This is a genomic window from Aporhodopirellula sallentina SM41, from assembly GCF_000346505.1.
GTDB lineage: Bacteria > Planctomycetota > Planctomycetia > Pirellulales > Pirellulaceae > Rhodopirellula > Rhodopirellula sallentina.
The window spans coordinates 1-23,133 of the sequence record NZ_ANOH01000351.1 but is presented as its reverse complement, the minus strand read 5'-3'; the positions used below and the strand labels follow the sequence as shown (position 1 = coordinate 23,133).

The 23,133-nt window shown below is 55.0% G+C and carries 11 protein-coding genes; 1 reads left to right on the top strand and 10 read right to left on the bottom strand.

Annotated features, from left to right (window positions below; genetic code table 11):
• The 3 genes from bioA to RSSM_RS23240 all read right to left on the bottom strand — a co-directional run.
• Nucleotides 1-1,049: adenosylmethionine--8-amino-7-oxononanoate transaminase (gene bioA / locus RSSM_RS23250; protein WP_236621327.1), on the bottom strand; the 1,049-nt coding region annotated here is incomplete at its 3' end.
• A gap of 75 nt (nucleotides 1,050-1,124) precedes the next feature.
• Nucleotides 1,125-3,314 carry an FdhF/YdeP family oxidoreductase gene (locus RSSM_RS23245; RefSeq protein ID WP_008684951.1) on the bottom strand — a complete coding sequence of 730 codons (2,190 nt, stop codon included), beginning with the start codon at nucleotides 3,312-3,314 and terminating at the stop codon, nucleotides 1,125-1,127.
• A 209-nt stretch (nucleotides 3,315-3,523) separates the two neighbouring features.
• Nucleotides 3,524-6,148 carry a CHAT domain-containing protein gene (locus RSSM_RS23240; RefSeq protein WP_008684948.1) on the bottom strand — a complete coding sequence of 875 codons (2,625 nt, stop codon included), beginning with the start codon at nucleotides 6,146-6,148 and terminating at the stop codon, nucleotides 3,524-3,526.
• Nucleotides 6,149-6,741: 593 nt separating this feature from the next.
• On the opposite strand from RSSM_RS23240, the gene RSSM_RS31885 reads away from it, so the two are divergent.
• Complete coding sequence (locus RSSM_RS31885) at nucleotides 6,742-10,092, top strand: serine/threonine-protein kinase (RefSeq protein ID WP_008684944.1); 3,351 nt, start codon at nucleotides 6,742-6,744, stop codon at nucleotides 10,090-10,092.
• A gap of 22 nt (nucleotides 10,093-10,114) precedes the next feature.
• On the opposite strand, the gene RSSM_RS23230 is transcribed toward RSSM_RS31885, so the two are convergent.
• The 7 genes from RSSM_RS23230 to xrtU form a co-directional block, all read right to left on the bottom strand.
• Entirely contained in the window at nucleotides 10,115-11,155 is a 1,041-nt protein-coding gene (locus RSSM_RS23230; protein ID WP_008684942.1) for a 5'-nucleotidase, lipoprotein e(P4) family, read from the bottom strand.
• A 293-nt stretch (nucleotides 11,156-11,448) separates the two neighbouring features.
• A complete protein-coding gene (locus tag RSSM_RS23225; RefSeq protein ID WP_008684940.1) occupies nucleotides 11,449-12,657 on the bottom strand; it encodes a carboxypeptidase-like regulatory domain-containing protein in 1,209 nt (402 codons plus the stop codon).
• A gap of 244 nt (nucleotides 12,658-12,901) precedes the next feature.
• Nucleotides 12,902-15,439: an O-antigen ligase family protein gene (locus RSSM_RS23220; RefSeq protein ID WP_008684937.1), complete on the bottom strand. Its 2,538-nt coding sequence runs from the start codon at nucleotides 15,437-15,439 to the stop codon at nucleotides 12,902-12,904.
• Nucleotides 15,440-15,466: 27 nt separating this feature from the next.
• Nucleotides 15,467-17,011 carry a trypsin-like peptidase domain-containing protein gene (locus RSSM_RS23215; RefSeq protein ID WP_236621326.1) on the bottom strand — a complete coding sequence of 515 codons (1,545 nt, stop codon included), beginning with the start codon at nucleotides 17,009-17,011 and terminating at the stop codon, nucleotides 15,467-15,469.
• 26 nt (nucleotides 17,012-17,037) lie between these two features.
• Nucleotides 17,038-19,665, bottom strand: a complete 2,628-nt coding sequence (locus RSSM_RS23210; protein WP_008684934.1) for a polysaccharide biosynthesis tyrosine autokinase — start codon at nucleotides 19,663-19,665, stop codon at nucleotides 17,038-17,040.
• A 54-nt stretch (nucleotides 19,666-19,719) separates the two neighbouring features.
• Nucleotides 19,720-21,141, bottom strand: a complete 1,422-nt coding sequence (locus tag RSSM_RS23205; RefSeq protein WP_008684932.1) for a tetratricopeptide repeat protein — start codon at nucleotides 21,139-21,141, stop codon at nucleotides 19,720-19,722.
• Nucleotides 21,142-21,836: 695 nt separating this feature from the next.
• Nucleotides 21,837-23,133: exosortase U (gene xrtU / locus RSSM_RS23200; RefSeq protein ID WP_044303378.1), on the bottom strand; the 1,297-nt coding region annotated here is incomplete at its 5' end.

Genomic DNA, 23,133 nt, shown 5'->3' with positions numbered 1-23,133 from the left:
CGACAACTTTGCAAACCGGCGAGCAGTTTGGATTCCATCTCGCGGGCTCGCTCAACCTGCGGTTCGCTTTCGAACAGATCAATCGACGCATTGGCTGCTGCACACGCGAGTGGGTTGGCCATGAACGTCGGTCCGTGCATGAAAGCGTCGCCGGCGGAGTCGGACCAGAACGCGTCAAAGACCTCCGACGTTGCCACGGTCACCGCCATCGTCATCGTTCCCGCCGTGAGAGCTTTGCCTAAACAAATGATGTCCGGCACGATTTGGCATGTGTCGATTGCAAACATGGAACCGGTGCGTCCGAACCCGGTCGCGATTTCGTCGGTGATCATCAACACTTCATACTCGTCGCACAACAGCCGAATCTGTCGAACCGTTGCCGCGTCATGAAAACGCATGCCGCCGGCACCCTGAACGAGCGGTTCGAGAAAGATTCCTGCGATTTCGTGGTGATGACGATCGAGGATCTCTCGCAGAATTTCCTCGTTGCCTGGGTGCGTCGGCAGGGGAGCGTGGAGTTGTGACAGGATCGCGTCGCCGTATGATGCATGCATGCTGCGATCGGGATCACACAGCGACATCGCCCCGGTGGTGTCACCGTGATACGCGTTGTCAAACGATAGGAATCGGCAACGTTCAGGCCGTCCTCGCCGCCGCCAATACCCCATCGCCATCTTCATCGCCGCTTCGACGGCAACGCTGCCGCTGTCTGCAAAAAAGACATGCTTCAGTTCTGCAGGCAGCATCGCGGCGATCCGGCTCGCGAGTCGTTCGGCGGGTTCGTGGGTGATTCCGCCGAACATTACGTGCGGCAAACGCTCGAGTTGCTTGGTGACCGCTTCGATGACGTGCGGATGCGTGTAACCGTGGCAAACTGACCACCAGGACGCCATGCCGTCGATCAATTGGCGTCCGTCTGCGGTTTCCAAATGAAAGTCTTTGGCCGCAACGATCTCCAACGGACTCGGTGCGGTCTTCATCTGACAGTAAGGACGCCAGATCGCATTGGCGACTTCGTGGGATGGTGACATGGCGTGTGGTTGGGACATGAGATCAATCGAGTTTCAATAGCCGGGAGGATGAACCGTCACGGATTCGTTGTCTCGACAATAGTTGGATTCGCCTTACGCCGTCTGCATTGCGAGAACTTTGACGACGACGCCCTTGAACGCAGGGGTTTTGCTCTGTGGATCCGCGTACCGCGAAACGAGCACGTTGCACTCGGGATAATACATCAACGCGTTACCCGGGCGAATGTCCTCGTATCCTCGCGCCAGGATCGAGTCCATGTGTCCGGTTTCGTTTTCGACACGGACGCGTTGGTCATGTTGCAAACCGAGTCTGCGAAGGTCGTCAGGGTGCATCAGGATAATGTCACGCCGCTCTTGGTTGCGATAGAGGTCTTCCTCCTCATAGACGACCGTGTTAAATTGACCCTCACTCCGCACCGTCATCAACCGTAACTCGTCATCGCCGGTTCCTTTAAGTGGCGGCAGAGCGTGGGCATGCATGACGGCACGACCGTCGTCGGTTCCAAACGTTGGCTCATGGTAGATACGGCCGCCGATATGGAACTCCTCTTTTGTCTTTCCAATGGATTGAATCTTCTCGTAGCCGGGGACCACGCCACCGATCCATTGCCGGATCGTTTCGGTATGCTGCATTTGGTCCCAATCGATCCCTTCGGCGTCAGGCAGCAAGCGTTTGCCGAGCGTCGAGATCACATCCACCTCGCTGCGAGGACCGGGCAGTCTGCGAGGTCCACCGTCGCTGAGGCGAACGAAGTTGAACATGGATTCCTGAGTCGTCGGTTCCGGTTCTTCGTCACGAGCGAGGACCGGGAGGATGATCGTCTCGGCGGCGAGGCCGTGCACATGACCCGTGTTCAATGTCGTGCTCATCATCACGTTCATGTCCAGGTTGGACAACGCGTGGTCTGCAAATCCGGCATCGGGATTAGACCCGAAAAGATTACCGCCGAGACAGAACGCCGCCTTGATCGAACCGTCGGCGGCACCCTCCATGCATGCGAGAGTATCGAGGCCGTTCGTCGTCGGCAGTTTGACATTAAATTTCGACTGCAACGAATCGAAAATTTGTTGTTTGAGTTTTGGCGTCACTCCGACGCTGCCGATGCCTTGTACGTTGGAGTGGCCACGGATTGGCATCAACCCGGCACCCGGACGACCGACCATTCCGCGACACATCGCGAGGTTGGCGATCGCCTGAACGTTGTCGACTCCGTGGGCGTGGTGGGTGATGCCCATCGTCCAGGCAAAGACGGTTCGCTCACTCTCGGCATACATCTTCGCGATGGTTTCGATCTCGTCGCGGGTAACTCCCGATTTCGATTCGATTTCGTCCCACGGAATTTCGTCGACTCTCGCCAAAAACTCGGCGTCGTCGCGGCAATGCTTTTGTAAAAACTCGGTATCGATCTGGTCGTGTTCACGCAGTGATTTGGCAATACCCCACAACAGAGCGAGGTCGCCGCCGATATGTGGCATCGTGTAGTGGGACGCGATCTTGCTGCCTTTGACGAGCGAGAGCGGATCCGACGGAATGCGGAAATTAACTAGGCCCGTTTCGCGAACCGGATTGATCACGACCACCTTTCCACCGTGGCGGCGAACGTGCAGTAGACTGCTCATCAAACGCGGATGGTTGCTCGCAGGATTGCCGCCGATCAGGAACACCAAATCGGCCTTTTCCAGATCAGAGAGATCGATCGTTGCCGTACCGCTGCCGACGCTCGTCTGCAGCCCCACACCGCTGGCTTGGTGGCAGTAGTAGCTGCAGTTGTTGACGTTGTTGGTGCCGTAGACTCGAGCGAGCAGTTGCAAGAGGAAGCCTGCCTCGTTGCTGCTGCGGCCGCTGAAGTACCAAAAGGTTTCGTCGGGCGTGAGCGATTTCAGTTTGGCGACGATGCTGTTGAACGCCTCTTCCCAGGTGATCGTTTCGAAATGCGAAGCTCCCGCGCGGTAACGCACCGGGTGCAACAGTCGGCCGAGGTATTCCAATTTACGAGGCGAAAGCTTTTTCAGTTTCTCGATTGGGTTCTTCTTCCAGAATGTCGGATCGATTCCCGGCTGCATGTCCGAGACCATGGCCTGCATGCTTTTCTTGCAGACTTCCGGAAAGGCGCCCTTTTCGTTGACCATGCCGCCTTTCTGACCACCCATGCCGAGTGCGCACGTCTTGCAGGTGTTCCGCGAACGCATCGCCTTGAAGAATTTCCAGTACCCTCCTGCTTCACGACCTTTCTTTAGGGAATAAAGGATGGCTCGAAATCCGCCGCCGCTGCGTACTCGCATAGTGTGCTCTTCTGCTCCAGTGAACCAGTTCTAATGGCGATCAAGTGAGTGATCGTCCAAGTCTACCCGAGGATATGTCTTCGTTCGAGAGCTATCGCAAACGGAACGCGGGTAAAGACAGTATCCGCAAAGGCAAAGGAGTCATTTCGCAACAACGTCTATACGCCTAGTTGTCTATAGATGGCGCGGGGGTTGGATCCAACGATGATTCACGGTTGGATGGGAGCATCACCGGTCAGCACAAACGCCGCCCAGTAGAAAGGATGGGCCGCGCCGAATCGTTTTCGATGCGACGCGATCAGTTCTTGTTGCGACGATTGCAGTGCGGAAGCAAGCTGATTCGTTTCGGCGTACGATTCGAAGAAGCCTTTCATCAGCAACATCGTGTCGCGATCAGGAACCACCCACAGAGAAGACAAGACAGACCGCGCACCGGCGATTCGAAACGCTCGGCGCAGTCCAACCACACCGCCGGTCGATTCCAGTTCCCCGAGGCCGGTTTGGCAGGCACTCAGCACCGCCAATTGAGTCCCCGACAAATCGGCGCGGGCGATCTCGAGTCCGGTCAGTACGCCGTCGTCCTGCAGGCTGGTGATCGACGTGTGCGAGTTCACGCCGCTTAGCAACAAACCGCAACGCAACAGCGGGTTGCTCGGCGCGTCCTTCGGTGGCAACGTGAAACCGTGAGTGCTGAGGACAACGACGGAAGGACTGGCGAGCTTCTTAAACGTGGACTCCAGCGCTGCGTCACGCAGAAGTTTGGAAGGTTTGTCTCCGGTGATACGCTCAATCGCTGGCGAGATCGCGTCTGCCTCGTCCGCAGTGAACTTCAGTCGCTGCACATTCGGCAGACGGATGGCGTTCTCCGTGGAGAGCAATTGGTTTTCAGAATTCGGGGTCGACGTGGTGTCGGAGAGAGCGGCGTCATAGTTTGGGTCGGCAAAAATGACGGCCGGGTTGCTTGCGTTGTTGTCGGTGGATTGAACCAATTCACGACCACTGAGTTGCAGGCGGATCGTATGTGTTTCGGCGACAAACGTTTCCTCTTGCCTATCCAGTAACGCGTGCCAGGGGACCAACCATAACTCTTGGTCAGGCGAGATGATGATGTTTGTCCGTTCCCCGCACGCCTGTCGGATCGGATGCCATACCAATCGGCTCACTTTTGACAGGAGCGGTTTCAGCTTTTCAAATGCGGGTTGAGGTCCGAGTTCGGGGATATGTTCGACCGAGTCGTTCATTCCTTGCAGTAAACCCGCTACGGCAGCGTCAATCGACGACGCGGGACCAAGGTCAAGGAAGCGTGCGTCGCTTTGCTTGGTCAGGATCCATGCACCGTAACGTGGATTCGTTGCCGATGGGGCCGCCTGAGCATCGAATTCGAAATCGAGATAGGAGAGGATGTCCACGTACACCTCGTCTTCATCCAAGGCATCGCGGAGGTCTTCGCAAGAAACCCACGGTTCGTTTGCCCACGCTTCGCGTTTTTGTAAATCGAGTACAGCACCTTCTTGAACCGACTGAGCTTCCTCGACGAGCCCTTTCCCGTTGATCAGCCATTCGGCGGAAGCCGAGACTACCGATGGAACGTGTGCAAAATCGACCGCGAGAGCTACGGATGCAAAGAACCTGTAGCCGTCGGCACGGGCGAGATAGTCGCTCTGTTGTTGAGCGTCCATGCCCCAAAGCTCTTTACGGAGCGTCGTTCTCATCTGCCGCAATTGACCGTCGACAATCGCGAATGCTTGTTGCGTTTTGCCTTCGATCAGATAGTTCGCGAGGAGGACTTCTTGCTCAGCCTGAATGTTGGGAATCAACTCGGGGTAGCGTCGTTCCAAATCAGCGATTGATCTAACGAACGTTGCCATGGAAACCGGATCGTCGGTGTCTAGCTTTGCAGAGGCCAATCGCAGTTCCTGCAGCGCGATCTCTTTTAGTCGTTTTGGATGATGCTGCTTCAGAGAAACAACGACCGTTTGATAGATGGAGATCGCCTTCTGCCGGCGGTCGAGCTTGAGATGAAGTCGTGCGACTTTCGCATGGGTTTGGATGGTGAAGAGATCATGCCTCCCCGGATTATTCACCAACGCATCGTAGGCGGATTGGTAGATTTGCAGTGCGTCTGCGTATTCTTGGATGGATTCCAACGCGTATGCGATCGGGAAAGTCGCCGCGAGGGTCTTGGGGTGCTTCGCGCCCATCGCATTGTGATTGATTAGCCAAGCACGACGAGCGAGTTTGGCCGCTCGCACGCCGTTTCGTTGGTCGTTGGCGAGATGAGCCGCATCCAAAAGAATCTCGGCGGTTTCTAGTGACTCTTTGCCGTATAGTTGTTGATAAACATCGAGCGTTTCGTTCAGAATCTTTTCTGCTTGAGCGAATGCTCCCGCGTTGGCCGCAACAATGCCGGAGTACTGCAGTGCGGTCGCCGCATGCGGGTGTTTGTCATTCCAAATCTGACGCAGCTGGTTAAAGCAGTTCAACGCTTGCTGAACCTGTGTGGTGGTTGCGGTTCCTGAGTTGACAATCGTTTCGATCTCGGACACCTGTTCCCACAATTGTTCTTCTCTTTGCTGGTCCGTTCTCGCGAGCGTCTTGCGTTTCGTTTTTGATTTGGAGATCCAGTATCTCGTCAGGGATTCCGGTTCGACCGCGAGCAGCCAATCGTCACGCGCGTCGAGAGCGTAAAGTTCGTAACCACGCGGGACCGTCGCAACGGTTTTCGCCCCATCCATAAACCTCGCGTCATCGGTCTGCACGACAAACACCTGCGCGCCCACATCCGATGCAAGCAACACGGCAAAGACGAGAATCAGAAAACGAGGTTTGTTCACAGTGAGCCTGCTAGAGTGGAAGGCGGCAGCGGGGTGGACCTGTTCGTTTGAAAATAATCTACGGCACGGCGTATGTCATGTGCGTCGAGACCGAATGCTCCTCGCGAGTTGCTTGGATAATGATCCCGCGACGAGAAAGACGCCTGTTGAACGGTTTCTTCGTCGAATCTTCCTCCGCTTCCACTTGGGGCGTCATCAACGCTTCTGAAATCTTGTTAAGCAACAAGGGAGGTGATAGAACTAGAAGTGTATCTGGAATCTATCGCCTACGTGTTGTTCGTCGCCGTGGTGAGAGCAGGACGCGATGATAGCTAGGCTGTCAATCGACCATCATTGCTTGTCGATGGGTTCTAGGTAACGGATAGAGATTCGTCCAGTGTCCCTTGCTGAAGGACTCGGAGGAGTGCTCGTATTCAACTAGACGATCTCGATTTTCCGACTCCATTGCGGTTGGCAAAGGGGTTTTGACGGTCCTTTAGAAAGCACCATTGATGGATGAAGGCAATCGGGGCAATAGTGATACCTCTTCAACCGCTGAGGTCGATGATAGCTTGACAGGGCCAATCGATGGTACCGTTAAAACGAAGCCCTCGTTGAGGACAAGTATCGCGGGGCTTGAGGGCGGTGATCGTGTCGGCAACTACGTGTTGCTCGAGCGGATCGGTGAGGGAGGGATGGGCACCGTTTTCCGCGCCGAACAGGTGGAACCTTTTCGGCGGCTGGTCGCGCTCAAGGTGATCAAGACCGGGATGGATAGTCGTCGCGTGATCACGCGATTCGAAGTCGAACGTCAGACGTTGGCTTTGATGGATCATCAAAACATCGCGCAGGTATTCGATGCGGGAACCACGGAAGCGGGGCTGCCTTACTTCGTGATGGAATTGGTCAACGGAGAACCGATCACTCGGTACTGCGACGGCAAGCAACTCACGCTCCGCCAACGTCTGCAGTTTTTCGTGCCCGTTTGCCGCGCCATTCAACATGCCCATCAGAAGGGGATCATCCACCGCGACATCAAACCTTCCAACGTTCTGGTCGGTCTTTATGACGGCAAGCCTGTTCCCAAGGTGATCGACTTTGGCGTCGCCAAAGCCACTCAGAGCAACTCGCCAAAGCGTACCGCTCTGACCGAACTCGGGCAGATTGTCGGAACACCGGAATACATTAGTCCCGAGCAGGCGGAGTTGAATCCGTTTGATATCGACACGAGAAGCGACATCTATTCGCTGGGTGTGCTTCTCTATGAGTTGTTGACCGGTACAACGCCAATACTGAAAGAGGATATGCGGAAGCTCGGGTTGGTTGAATTGCTTCATCAAATTCGCGAACTCGAACCACCCAAACCTAGCACTCGGGTGAGCCAACTCGATACGCAGGCAAACCAGTCGGGAGAGCCTGTTTCGACATTATCGAGAGCGAATATGTCATCGACACGAGGATCCGAATCGGCGAAGTTCTCGAGGATGTTACGCGGCGATTTAGATTGGGTTGTCATGAAGGCGCTCGAGAAAGATCGCAGTCGACGCTACGAGACTGCCGAAGGCTTCGCCGCTGACGTTGAACAGTATCTCGACGGGGGAACAGTCACCGCGCGTCCCCCTTCAACGTACTACACCTTCTGCAAATATGCTGGCCGCAATAAATCGCTCATCACGATGGTGTTGAGTATCGCGGTGGTTCTCTTGATGGCGAGCATGCTAAGCACGTGGTCTGCGATCCGAGCGTCGGATGCGGAACGTTTAGCAGAGTCCCGTCTTGCCATCGCTGAGCAGGAACGCAATGAGAAGGAACAGGCGTTGGAACGAGCGGTTGCGAACCAACGGCGAGCAGAAGATGCACGAATCGAAGCAGACGCTCGACGTCGCGAATTCGAGGTGAAGCGAAACGAAGCGGTGTGGAATCAATATGTCGCACGCCTTTATCCGATCATCGATGCGTGGGAGGCCAGAGACTTCGGGCATCTTCAGCAGCGCCTCGAAGAACTCGTGCCCAGAAAAGACGAACCGGATGTTCGCGGTTGGGAGTGGGCGTATTTCAAAGACCAATGCGATCAGGCGGTATTGTCAATCGCCGGCGAGCATGCGGCGTTTCATCCTTGGCGAGACGCTGTAGCGGTTGTCGCAAAGGGCGATGATTCGAATTGGTGCATCGAGCTTCGCTCGGCACGTGATGCTTCGTTCATTCGTAGGCTCGTCACGCTTTCCGGGCCGCAAGCGAAAGAGGCGCGGAACCTACGCTGGTCTGCCGACGCATCGCGATTGGCGTACAGTACTTCCGATGGCAGGGCGGTCGTTGTCGATGTCGCTTCGGGCACGAAGATTTTTGAGGTGAACGTGCATGCTGATCAAGCCAGCCATATTGTGCGTGCCTTTGACCTCAGCGGTGACGGAAAAATCTTGGTTACTGGCAATTTTTTTGGGTTCATCGCGCTGTGGGATATCGATTCGGGCGAACGCCTTCAAGTGCTACATGACCCGAAACAACGGTCGAACTTGCAGTCAGTCTCTCTGAGTCCTGATTCAACCCATTTGGTCGGTGGATTGCGATACGGACGCCGCACAACTTGGCGACTCGCCGATGCCGCGCGTTTTGAGTATGCCCCGCAGTCGCTGAAGTATGCGAGTGTGTGCTGGCATCCCGCTGGTAAACGGTTTGCCGCAACGGACGCTGACAGCTTTCCCGTTTTTGAGATCAACAAGAAAGACCCGGTGGCAACGTTGGAGCATCCAAAAGTTTCGACCATATCCTTTGTAGGAGAGGATCGTTTGGTCTCAGCGGGAAGAGACCAGGTCATTCGGATATGGGACGCGAACTCGTTTGAGCTGCAAGAAGAACGTCGAGTGCTGCGCGTTCCCGCTCATGAGATTCACGCAGGACATCAATCTCCATTGGTCGCGGCATCGGCGGATGGTCTGGTTCAAGTAATTGACGTCGAAGCCTCTGTTTCCAAACACGACGTGTTGCGTGAACCAGGGACGCCGGAACAAAAATGCAACTTGGTTTCTTGGAGTCGTGACGGTGCTTACCTCGCTGTCGGGTATGTTGACGGTGCGAGTTCGGCAAAGTATTCAAGTCGACTGTTGGTTTGGGACTTGGACGCGGGCCGGACCGTCGTGAATGAAACGTTTGCCAAAAACGTGCGCATGACATTCAGTTGGAAATCTGATGAAGAAACTCTGCGAGTCGTGACGTCTGATGGACGAAACATGATGTATGATCTCGCTAATGAGTCTTCCGCGGTGCACGAACCGAGGGCTACTTCATTGCGTATCGTCGGATCGAGTTTGAGTCCGAACGGAAAGAAATTGGTGATCCGATCGATACCAGATGGGGCGGTTGTCGCCGATGCCGAAACCTTGCAACAGCTCGCCAAAATAGAGACTGGAGAACACGTGGTGAGTGTTCAATGGAGTCCCGACGGTAGCCGCGTGGCGACCGGCACGTATGGGTTTCTTGATGCGTGGGACGAATCAGGAAAGAGAATCTTTCGGCACCGTTTTCCGTCGCCCGAACAGCTCGACTGTATTGCATGGCATCCGAACGCGTGGTTGATCGCCGGCGGGATGTCCGATGGGCGTGTTGCGATATTGAATGCGGATTCCGGCAAAGCGGTTTTGCACTTGACCGGACACACCGGACCCGTGACCAGTCTCGACTGGTCATCAGACGGTCGGCGGCTAGCAACGGCGAGTGTGGATGGTTCCGTGCGAGTCTGGGACGCAAACACCGGTGTCGAGTTGCTTAAGCTGCAGCATGCCGATGAGGTGGCGTTTCGCACCGTCCAATGGAGTCGAGATAGCAGACGCCTGGCGGCTGGTGATGACCGCGGCAACGTCTTCGTTTGGGGATCCGCTGACGTGCCTAGTTTGCTGGCTGGCGCGATGGGACTCGCAAGCGGAAAGATTGCGAAAGCGATTGCTGCGGTAAGGCGGTCGAGGGATTGACCGGCTCCGCTCGAAGTTGAGATTACTCGGCTTGGAGCGCGCCGTACTTCTTTTTCAACTTGACAGTGTCCTCGGCCGAGTCGTCCCAGTCATAAACAGAGCGTTCCCAACCGCCGTAGTTCGCATTTGGAAGCTGGATCCACTGGGTGCCCCACATGTCCGCATGTTCGACGGCGAGGTCGTGGCGTGCTTGCGAAGAAGGCTTTTCACCGATCGAGACGAAATCGTTTAGATCGTCACCGATCAATAAAAGGATTCGATATCGTTTCGCGATGTGGGCGCGGCGTGTTGTTTTGTCCGATGTCCATTCATCTCGCTCACGCTTGCTGAGGATCCGATCGACCGCATCGGGTTCGATCAAACCGAGTTCTTCGAGGTTTCGCCGGGTGGCGTGTTCGACCGCGTTTTCGCGATTCGTCACAAAGAAAACTTCAACTCCCGAGTCTTTCGCCACCTGCAAAAATTCTTTCACGCCTGGTACAGGTGAGGCGGTAGCTTCCTCAACCCACGTCTTCCAAGTTTCGGGAGTAAAGCTGCCGTCTTCGCGGATTCGGCGTGCTTGATAGGGTGAGTTGTCCAGAACGGTCTCGTCGATGTCGAGAATCACCGCCGTTGGTAGATCGTTCTTATCAGATTGATGTCCTGATAGCTCGGCCTGTTGAACCAAGTCCGCAGACCATGTCGGCGTGTCGATTGCCGTCGCCAATTGCTTCTCTGCTAACCGATAGGCTTGGCGGCACGTCGCGTAATATTCAGCAGACGTTTGCATCCACAAAGTCGCGTCGAGATCTTCGTGTGCCTTTCGGTACGCCGGCTTGATGGATGCGGATTTGGATGCGGTTGTTTGAGACTCTGCGATTGCAGCGTTTGCTTTTTCGTCGTCAACGGTGGGCTGAGTCTTGGTGTCCGCTTCGCCTTTGTAAGCAGTCTTGGTAATAGTGACAGGATCGATGACACGAGACTCGATCGAGGTGTCGTCGGTTTTCTTGGCAGTCTCGCTCGGCTCGCAAGCCGGCAGGAACGTGAGACCAATCATCAACAGCGGAAACAGTACACGTTGCACGTCAAGATTCCTTTGATACGGGACAGGTTTGCGTAGTAGGTGTTTGGGTGGCTGAACGCAAGGCATTCTAGTATCTCGATTATCGTTACAACGGTTGCACAGAAGGATGGTCTCGAAATTGATCTGGTATTCACATAGGAGATATCGCTAGTCGCGATACGGAAGTCGAAAAGACGATTCAAAAGCGCCAATCGCGTTTCGCATAAATGCAAAGAACTCGGTGACCCAAAGTCACCGAGTTCTCGATCTACGACCGTTCTGGTCTTTTGGTTGCCCGGCGAATCAGTCGCGGCTCAAGGGATGGAAGGGCTGGCTGGAGGTGGTGCGGTCACCGGAAGCCCATTGTTATCGTCGCCGACTGCGGCACCCAACGCGGCTACCCCCGCGGCACCCAATCCCATGCCGAGGGCATCGCCACCGAAGCTGCCTCCTCCACCGCCGCCGAATCCGCCGGCACCGCCGCCCGGCAATGCACCTCCCTGGCTGAGTCCACCGGCCGCAGGGACTTCCGCCCCGAGTGGAGCCAACGTTTCTCCGTTCATCAGAGGCGGTTCGGAGTATTCGTCTGTCACGACATCTTCCACCACATAGGCAGCTTCAGGCATCGGCGCGATTCGCAATTCCAAATCATTGCTGAGCGGTTTGCCGCCATCGTTGGGCTGTTGGACCGCGGTGATAAATCGAGTACCAACGGCTCCGTCTGTTTTGTCGCCGAACATTGTACGTGGCTGATCCACCAATTCGAAACCGATCGAACCGATACCATCACGCCCGATCGCCAACAGAGAGTAGAAGCCGGGGCTGAGCGAATCGATGGCAAAACGCCCTCCCGGTCCAGTGACCGTTCGCTTGAACTCTTTTCCATCACGGTAGAGAAACACGTTGGTAGCTCCCACCGGGATCACGTCATCTTCGTGAACCCCAGCGACAAACAAATGTCCGACCATCCCATCACCGCTGCGAGCTACCCGATAGCCGACACTCTCGAAAAGTTCACTTCGGAAATTCCAGTGTGCGTCCTGCAGAAGCGCGAGATCGCGTCGGTTGAAATTGTCCGGTAGGTATCGATTAACAGCATCATTCACATCTAGGCAGTCGATGTCCGCCAGCGGAATCTCAACAAGATGCGTGGATGTCTTGTTCGTGGTGGATGTTGAGTCGACCACATGCATCGCAAACGCGGCAAAAACGTGATTGCCACACGCTGACGCTGCATAAACGCCACTCGGAACATTGGTCATCTCAAACGTTCCGTCCACATCGGTGACCGAACGGCGAAACTTCCCATCGCTTCCCATCATGGTAATGACGACACCTGAGAGTCGGTTGTTGTCGTCCACACCGGGCGGTAGTTGGACGCGTCCGTGAAGCGTTTCTTGTTGGCCGCGTTTGACCCACTGACACATGGTCAAACGGTCGGCGGAGAAGTTTTGTGCGGACACGCTTCCACAGAGGCACAGGTGCGATGCCAACAGGATGGCCGCAGTGATGAGTCGGTTCATTGACACTTACCACAAAAGCTATGAGGTGATTGATTCGTTAGGTGAATGGGGCAGAGCGGTTAAACGAGGTGAAACGATCCGGCGAACGGATCAGCACGAGCGAGGCAACGTAACTTTAAAAGTTGCGAAGCAACGCTATGACAGGTATGCGAAATCAAATATGGGAACACGCATCAGAATCGTGTTTTTTAAACTTGTGAGTGTCGATGTTTTTTCGAGTAAGCATGGTTGCCAAATTATCATGTCAGATCGTCGATGCAGGCAAATCGGGCGCGACGGTTTCATTGCGATTTTGAATCGCTTGCAGAATCTCTTCCCGCAACCGAGCGTCCTGAATGATTGGCAGGACAATCTTTGATCGACGCGGGTCGCGTTGAATCGAACGCAGGATGTGTGGGCCGGCAACGTCAAACCCCGGTGAAACACCAGCAATTCTCGTGATCTTCTTGAGAACATCCGTGTTCGCGCCCCATAGCTGTATGAGTTGAGGAACGAGTTCGTTGGACAACCGATCGTTGTCGGGTTCGTTCGCGAACTCGGTAAGTAGGATGATCTGACGATTGGCGGGGCTCAGCGGGCAATCGAGCATCGCCGACTTCGCCAATTGGTTGGCAGTGCGGATCTCCAACTCCGATTGTCCTGGCAAGAGAGCGCCGGATATCGGGACCGCAGCGTCACGCTTTCGCATTTCGAAGAAGACCACACGCCGGGCTTCAACATTCATCAATTTGTGGTCAATCGTTATGTCCGCCGATCGCTCGTGTGTTTCGATGTTTTCAATCGCACGGTCGACTTGTTGCGATATCAGTGTTTCGGCGATCGACTGCTTCAGATGCGGTGTGCCACCACCTTGTTCGAGCATCTCGTCAAGGGATGGATCGACCGCGATGTACTGCGATGCGGTTTGGTTCTGCTGCGTCCAAGGCAACGTGTTCGGATTTACCTCTTCGTGCCGCAGGATGGAAAGCAATCGCATCTGATAATCGGTTGCCGAATCGCGTTTAGCAACCTGCAGAGTATCGCACCACGTTGCTCCGAGAACAGCAGCAACGACGGAAACGCAGGCGAACTGAAAACGTCGATTCGGAACCGCTTGTGACTCCGATGTGCCGTACGAATGTTGGGTCGTCTTCCAGGCGGTCCGCGTGGAGAGTCCTACAACCGAACCAACAGCGCTCGCGATGAGGAGATAGTTTGGCGGTTGAAGAATTCCGAAGTCGAAACACTGAGAAACGCAGGTTGCTGCGACGGCGAAGATTGCCGCGAGGTTCATGCTGCGAACGTGAGATGGGTAGTCGAGCCGAATGATCTTGCGCATCTGGACGAATAAGAAACCGATCGCCGTCAGCACAAGAACCGGTAACCAGACACCTCCCTCGACCATCCATTCAATGGGCATGCTATCCGCGTTGAGGAACCATGTTCCCAAGTTTGAGTCTTGATACGGGAGGTAGGCGTAACGATACGTTCCGAGTCCAGAACCAAATGGTGCATAGGCAAATGCAGTGGTGATTCCATCTCTCCAGTGATCGATTCGCCCCACCTGCGAACCACTTTGGAGTGTGAAGATGGATTGCATGTTGTCGACGGTGGACTCGTCGCGGCCCAGGAATACGAGAATCCAGAACGTCGCAAACGTAGCCGCCAACACGGCGGTGATGACATAGGAGCGGTGTCGATTCCCCCAGCCCAATAGCACAACGAGTATCAAACCCGCTGTCGCGGCCAATGCCCCGCCACGGGAGTTGGACAACAAGATCGCGACAAACTGAAACACCGCGATTGCCAACAAGCCAACCGTGCTCGCATTCAGGTCAGGAATCGCGGCAGCTATTCGTTCGAATAATTGCTGATTGGGCGGGGGAGTTCTGTCACGAAAATTTTTTGACTGTTGCGTGACTTCATGGGCAACGGTTTGGTGGTAGATCAACGCAACCGTGCAGGCCAAGCATAAATTCAAATACAGTGCTGCGTTGTTTTTGTTGACGAACGAACCGAAAGATGCCGCTTGAAAGACATCGGGTGTGATCAGCGGGGTAGCGAATTCGGACGCACCGATTACCAACGAATCGTAGACAGCGATGAAAGCGAAAATGGCACCCGCAAGGGAATTCACCGATAGCCAGGTCAAGATCCCGTGACGACCGTGCAGCACGAACGTGCTGAGAAGAGCAACGCATGCGAACAAAACGGGCACGCCCATCGCGGATCGGGTCATCGCGACACAGACGCTTGCGGGCGAGGAAGCTGCAACGTTGGCGGATGTGGATACCGTCCCGGATGACTGCGTTTCCGGGGGATGACGAATTTGTTCAGGAATCCATTCCTGATACGCCACTGCAGATCCTGGCGACAGGAATGCAAGAAGGTTCGGGGAAATCGGTAGCGTTTGACAGTAGGAGAGCAGCCAAACGAGAATCGCAATCGCGGGGATCGTTAGGCAAACCGCCGACTGTGCGTAGCGCCGCGCGTAAACAGATGGCAACGCCAAAACTGCAACGACTCCGACCGCGATTGCAGTCCAATACCGTGTGCGCGGTAGTGCCCCGCCGAAATCATAGGCGAAAACATGCGGAAGAACTGCGAGGATGCATCCCGCAGCGATCGCAAGCAGGTCTGCGTAGCGTTCGATTGCGTTAGGCGTGACGGGCTCGGCAAGTCGTTGCTTCGCATCGCCGTATGGCGACACTCGGGGGCGAGTTGCTGGAGAGATGACGTCGTGAAAGAAGAGCGTGATGGAATCGGCTCTGTTTCGGAACGTGCGGTAATTGGTGAACAACATAGGGCGAACCGTCGATCGAGTCAGACGTCACGGGGTGGCGTTTACGGTATCGAACGCGATGTCATTCAATCCGTTCTTCTCTAGAAATCGACGTATTTCATCGGTGTGAACGTAGGCGATGTCTTCACCATCGATCCGGGTTGCCAGTCCGATCAAGTTGCCTTGTTGGTCGGTAAGAGCCCCGCCATATCCCTTTGTTGACGAGGCCGAGGATAGTTGCCACGTATCGATGAAGGAGTCAGCTTCAGACGGCTTCACTCGTACGACGGCACGTGTCCATGCCTCGTTTTCGTAAGTGCTATTGTTTGGTCCGTCATGCCCTGTAGCGAACGCTTGCATCTGAGGAGCGTCGGTTGAGTTCCACTGTCCAGCGACTGGGATTGCGGCAGGCAGAGTGGATCGACTCATGAAGCGAAGGATTGCAAGACCATTCGCGTTGGACTTGGCAACAACGGTCGCGTAGTGCTTTTCAGATTGGTGGGAGGAAGCATCGGAGGCACCGGTCAATACGGAAACTCGCTTCGTTCCGTCTACCACGCTGGCAGAAGTGAGGATGTATGCGAATGGTTTTCGAACCGCGATCAGAACTCCGTTGCCTGAAAGCTCAGATTGCTTGTTGAACACCCGGACCATGCCGTTCCGCACTGTTTTACGAACGGACGCGGCGATTGCGAAATCGTCTGTACGTGCGTGCGATATGTTTGCCGCAAATGACCACTCGTCGTCATCGCGACTTGATTGCTCGGTGAGATTGGATTCGGCGTCATTATTGGTGGTCGGAGATTGATTCCCCATGGCGAGCGATTGGTGCGATTCAACTCCATTGGAATTCTCGCGATTTGCCTCCGATGTGGATTGTTTTGCTGGCGACGGTGGAACTGCTGGTTTTTTCGTGGCGATTCGACTCGAGGTCCGCTGCGGTACTTGGTTTTCCTGTGGATTGCTTTCGAGAACGCCACGTGTTTCCTTGGTAACGTCGAACGAATTGGGGGAAGGATCGTTCGCGAGCAGGTGTTCTTTGGCCGTTTTCTCCATCGCAGTGCTGCGTTGTTCGCTTAGCACCACTTGTAACATGGCCGTAATCACGAGCGCGCCGACGAGCACACCGATCGCGGGGGAGTAGATCGCGACCGTGGAACGTGGTGAACGCTCGACGACAAACCAGAACGCAATGTTGAAACCGTGAAGGGCGGCGCAATACACACAGAAAGACGAGTCGCTGTATTGAGTCCACAAGAACCACACGGACGCCAGAGCGCCGATGCGGACAACTGTGCAGAAGAGGTACGACAGCGGTTTGTCGATCGCGAGGATCCAACCAACGGTGATGCCGGTGAAGTAAGCGAGGCTCAAGAACGAAATCGGCCAATTTGCAAAAGGGCCATAGGGGCCATTGAGCACACCGTCGCAAAAGTACGCTGTGCCTGAATTCGGCAATTCGACCACACCGAACGTTTGCAAAACGAGCAGCAGCGATACGCCTAGGCACACCGCCAAAAACAGCATGCCTGCTGAAAATTGCGCGATCGAGATTTCCGCAGGCAGGATCCCAGATCGTGAGTTTCTTTGCATTGCAAACATGTTCGATCGCTCACGGATTACGAGTTGGGATTGCCGCGTTCTTCCAGCGGGTTGCTGGAGTGTGTATCGCCATGCCCGTTGACTTCAACGTCGCCGGTGGACGTGACTAACGCTCCATTGGCATGGCCGTTATTGCTGGTCAAACGACTGGGTGATTTGCTCGTCGTGCCATTGCGGCTTTGGTGGTAACCTTCGTAGGCACCGTAGCCGTATCTGGCTCGGCCGAGAGCGTCCAGTTCTGACGTCCGGACGCAGTTTGCGACGATCCCGATAATGGGGGCATCAAGCGAGAGCAAGATTTCCCGAGCCGTTTCGGCTTGCTTGCGAGTGGTCTTGTCGAGACGAACGGACAGCAGCAGTCCGTCGGTGTGAGCCATCACGATTCGCGGATCGGATACTGCCAAAAGTGGTCCGGAGTCGACAATGACGTAGTCGTAATCTTCTCGGAATTGCGCCATCAGTTCGGCGAAGCGAGTCGATGTGAGCAGTTCTGCCGGGTCTGGCGTTTTTTGTCCGGCCGAGAGTAGCCACAGGTTGTGGACCGGCGTTGCACGGATGGCATCTGTGGGTTCGGCACCATCGACAATCATGTTGCTCAGTCCGATTCCGATCTCGGATCCAAAGAACAGGTGTTGCCGTGGTTTCCGAAGGTCGGCATCGATTAGCAAAACACGTTTCCCGGATTGAGCGATGCTCACGCCGAGGTTGCCCGCAACGGTGCTCTTGCCGTCTCCGGGGCAAGCACTGGTAACCTGAATCACGCTTTGTTCACGCGAACGATTGTGAAAAAACAGAGTCGTGCGAAGGGCGCGATAGGATTCGGACTCTACCGAAATGGGCCGGAAATACGTGCAGAGGCTACGGTCGAGACTGTCGTCCATTTCCTCGGGGTCGAGCTGAGGTTTCGCAGACAACCTCGCCAGAGCGATTCGGCCAATGACCGGCAGCATCAAGTGTTTGCTGATTTCGTCCGACGTCCGGAAGGTACGGTTGGCGAGTTCGGCGAGGCACGCGAGGCCGAAACCAAAAAACGTGCCGACGAAAATAGCCATGGGAAACACGATCAGTGCCTCCGGTTTGACTTTCCACGCAAAGCCCGGTGGTGAAATGACGTTTGCTTTGAATCCGCCATAATCACGGCTCAGGCTCGCCGCCTGCAACTGGGCAACCACGCCGTCGTAAAGTTGGCGGGTGTGTTCCATGTTGCTTTGAAATTCCTCTTCGGCGATCTCAAAGTCGGTCAATTCTTTCGCGGAGACGTATTCCGTGTCGTAGATGCCGCGTAGCAATTCTTGGGTGCGGACGGTCCGGTCGAGTTCTTGCCGCAGTTGGGTGAGCCCCATCTCGACCATCTCGCTGAGTTCTTCATGTTTGCGAATGCGGTCCGCTCGGATTTTGGCAAGAAGTCTTTGGTCATCGCTCGAGAGACTCGCCGTGGCGAGTGTCACGCGTTTGCCGTTGTTTTCTCGTTCGAGAGTGACTTTGTTTTCTTCCTCGGAGATCAACCTCGCACTGACCTCCATCGTGCCACTGGCGTCTTTCCATTTTCGGTAGCCACCAACATCCACCGCCTCGTCCGCGTACTCGCGAATCGCAACGTGGTGCTCTTCGTATTCCTTTTCGAGAGTCTTGTAGAAGTTCTTTGCTTCCTCGATACGCAACCGAACCGATGCCAAGGTCGGGTGCCCAGGACCGAAAAGTGTCAGCAGTTCTTGTTCTTGTTGTTTCAGCGGAAGCAGCATGGCCTCGAGTCCCTCGGCGAGGTCCCGTTCGTCCTCGAGTTCCAGGCTATGGAATTTTTGGTCCATCCGCAGGCGATCCAGTCCCATCGGTTCAGCGTCATCATCCATTGCGGCGAGTTGCACTCCGGCGTTGGAAATCAGCATCGCCAAATGCTTGGGTTCCAATCCAGACTCGATCGCATTTTCTAGCGATTGAATCAGCGACTCCAACTCGGTGCGACGAAGCAGCAACTCCGATTGTTGACGCTGAATCGCCGCGATCCGGCTGTAAACCGGGTTGGATCCGCCCTCGTCGGTCGTGAGCAATGGCGATTCACGTCGGAATTCACGGTACTCAAACTCCTGTTTGCGAATGTCACGCAGCAGCAAATCGCGAGCTTCCGATATCAACTGAACCGTGTCGGTTGACATGGTGTCATAGGTTTCCTCGAGGTAATCCTGATAGGTGTTCAGGATGCCTCGAATGATGACCGGACATTCTTCAGGGACTTCTCCTTCAAACGACACGTGAAGAATGTTGTCCGCGTTTTCATCGAGTTCGACATTCAGCCCTTCGTGCAACTCTTTGGTTTTCGTTTTCAACGCGGAGATCTCAGGCAACTGTGACGCACGACTGATGATCACCGAACTCTTGATCAGAGCTTGGTGCGTCGACATGTAATCGTTGTAGAACGCGTTCTGACCTTTGATCTCCGTGTTCGGTGTCTTGCGGACAATGAGAACTTGCGCACTGGATCGAAAGACGGGAGTACTTTGGGCGTAGTACAGAGCTCCGATGACCAGGCCGATCGCGATTCCCAACGCGATTAGCGCTTTGTGTCGCAGCGCAACCTTTTTGAGATCGAGCAATTGCTCGTCCTGCGAATTTGCGTTGCGAGATACGAGTTTGCGATTGGAGTTCATGCCGTGGTTGCCAAACGTTTGTTGACGGTTGTGTTTTCGGATGCGGTGGAACCGCTATTGAATCCGCGGAGCAGTCGCGATGCCGCGTGCCTGTTGGTTATGCATGTCTGCAATGGTGTCTTGTCCGATTTTCTCATACAGGAACGCGAGCTTCTCGTGGACGTTCTTCTTGCTGGAGATTGCTGGCAGGGCACGCTCGAGAACGTCAATGGCGTCGTCGTACTCACCGCGTTTCATCAGAACCGTGCCGAGCGTGTCGAGGTATTCCGGCTGATTGGGGGCGGTTTTGACAACATCGCGAGCGAGTTCCATCGCGCGATCCAAGTCGGGATCTTCCGCGTGTGCTAGCAGCCATGCGAGATTGTTTGCGACTACGGTGAGTCCTGGATCCATCGAATACGCCTTTTCCGCATGCCACTGCATTTGCTCCGCGTTTCGTTCGATCCCGTAAAGATCACTGAGTGCGAAGTGAGCGAGCGCGGCTCCTTGACCAGAGGTCACCATCTCGAGCAGACGCCGCTTGACTTCTTTGCGTTCTGATTCGTCACGATTACGACGAAACAGAAAGACCATCTGCGTGTAGGCAGGTGCGTACTTGGGATCAAATTGCAATGCCTTGGCGAGGAAGTTCAACTTTCGAGTGAACTTTCCGTTGCGTTCCACTTCTTTTGCAAAACGATGAACCGAGTATGCGGCGAGTGCCGTGCGGATTGTCGCGTCGTCCTTGATCGCTAACCCTTCGAGCAAGGTTGTCCCGGCGTCGTCCTCCCGGTCGATGACGAGCATCATTTGAGCCAACCGGATTCGGTTTTGGTGATTCATCGGATCACGCTCGAGCTCCAAAGAAAGGTGCTGAACGGACTTCTCCGCGAGTTTCCACTTTTGAGCTTCGTCACCCTGCTGGCCGAACATATGTGCGACGACGGGGAGGTAGTTCGGATCGATTTTGGCGACCATGTCCATCTTGTCCAACGCTTTCGTTGGCTCGTTGACGGCCATGTAATACGTGCTCCACGCCTTCAAACAAGCGATGCTTCGATCGTCGTTTCCGTACGTGAGGTGGTGCAACAATTTGCTGAGTTTGTCTGGATCTTTGCTCTCACCCAATTTCGCAGCGATGTTGGTTGCTTTTCGCTCGTGGGCCGGCCCATAACCTGGTTTTTCGTCTGGAGCGAGTTGGTCCAGGATCGATTTGGCTCGCGGTTCTTCCCCGGTCGCCGCGAGAACGTCGGCGTAGGACAACCAATCTCGCGGGTTGGCCATCGGGTCATCGTCCAGAACACGGGCATAGAACACCTTCGCCCGACCGTACTCATTGTCTTTGAAGGCCTTCTGCGCACCGGCACGATACTTCGCTTCGACGCTCGACGTGCTAAAGAATCCGACGAGCACCATGCCCATTACCGTGCAAAATACGACAACAGAGGGCAGCGATAGAAGCAGGTCACGATATTTGGATGATTCAGGCGAATTCATTTTGTCTACCTGGTTTGTCTACCTGGAACGAGAGTTGGGGGCGACGTTCTTGTTGGTGGGGCTTGCTCGGAGCCGAGCGTCAGTCGTCCAATGCGCTTGTTGATTAGGTGTCGACAATCATAAAAGGGACACGCAAACAAAAGCCAGCTTCTGTCGATGGATGGTTGCGTTGTGACGTTAACGCGAAGGTGTTTCGGCACCGAGATTCTCACGCAAAATGAGGGCGTCGGATGCGACTCGTTCTTGCGAGGCTCATGTTATTGCCGGGGGGCAAGTTCGCAAGTTGCGCACGTGGAATCTTCATCGGATTCACGCCAACTTCATTTGCCTGTTCCCAAACGCGCTTTGCTCGACGCAGGAGACGTCACAGACGAAAAAGAGATGCTCTGCCGGAAGCGGGCAGGCGCGGTGAGAAGAGCAGAGAGATTTCTCTCAACTGAGAACCTCTCCGCAAACGTATCAGTCGATTGGCGTTAGCCGCGGCGTGCTTGAGACAACCGGGGCTAGAGCGTTTTCAAATTGGACGTGTCCGATTCCCGTAGCTGAATTCGTGAGAACTCAGGCCACCGAAGCTTGGCGACATCGGCTACTCACGCGATCCGGACAAAAGGCATCGAAGGGACGCCTGCATATTTGTGGCAAATACGCTTCACTGATCACGAGGAGTCAGCCCCCTGGTGCCGTTGATACCCAGGCTATTGCGGTGTCTGGTATCGCGGAGACGCCAGCACTTTTTGTCGGAAGGCAAAGAAAAGCTCGCGAAGCTCTTTTCGATCTTGGTCGGTCAACTCGCGTCCGCTCGGTGCGAAAAGCTGCAGCGTGCTCGCAGGAAGCGATACACCGCGAATCTCGGATTGTGCAGCATGATCAAACGTCAACGCGCTCGCCATGTTGCCCATGACCTGTTTGAGGAAACCTGACATGGTTTGCGAGCGGTAGGAGAGAGGCGGTAGGACTTCCTCACCTTGTCGATCAACGGATGAGAAGATGACCATCCCATGCATGTGGTCTTGTGTCATCGTGAGTTCAGTGTGAACGCGTCCACCCTGGTCACCGTGCTCGTCCGAAGACACGAGAAAGTTCGGCTGGGTTTCCCATCCCAACGCCGAATAGCACCAGTCTAGGTTGTGCCAGTCGGACCAGGGGCAATCAATCGAAACGAGTGCTACCAGGTCGCCACGGTTGTAGGTCCAGATGTACGAGTCCTGTGCTTGTATCGCGTCTTCGCCTCGGTAGGTGTGCTCAAATTTGCTGAGTTGCCAATCTCCCAATTGAGACGGAAGGTGTTCCTGTTTGGGAACCGACAAACGATCGAGCTCTACCGCTTGGTTCTCCTGATCCACCCAAAAACGAGCGTACGACGCGTTCGCACTCAGTAAACTAGCACCGGTGAAGAGCACGAAAAACGCGCCGAATGCATAGCTGTTTAGCAAAGGTGTCGGGTTCAAAAGTGAAGACGAGACGTGATTGTCGGTTGTGGATTCGTAGCGATCTTCCATCGACTGAGAGTCTTGCCAGGCGGGAAAGATCAGGCGAAGGATCACGGTCAGGAGGCGATCAGTGCTCATCGCCATTGCGAAGATAAAGAGGAACACCAACAAACCTAAAATTTCATGCCCGGTTCCCGAGGCGATCCGATCGGTCCAATTGTCGGTGACGATGATGACGGTTGCGACACGCAGGGCGTTGCCGATGATGACCCAGAACAGGACTTGAACGAGGTTCATCAGGTGACGCCACAGCGGATAGCGGTTTACCACGCCGTAAATCGCGATCGCCGCCATCGAGGAGAATAGGGAGCGGATCCCGCTGCAGGCTTCCTCGGTTAAGAACTGGTTGTTTTCCGTCGTCAGAATTACCCCGTTTCGAAAGTGAATCGCTCCCACCGAATCGAGCAGCAAGCTCGCCAAATGGCTAGCCAGAAACTGCATCTTCATGATCAAGTGTTGGTCCATATCCAGTGGCAATGGGGTAACGAACACGAGCAACGAT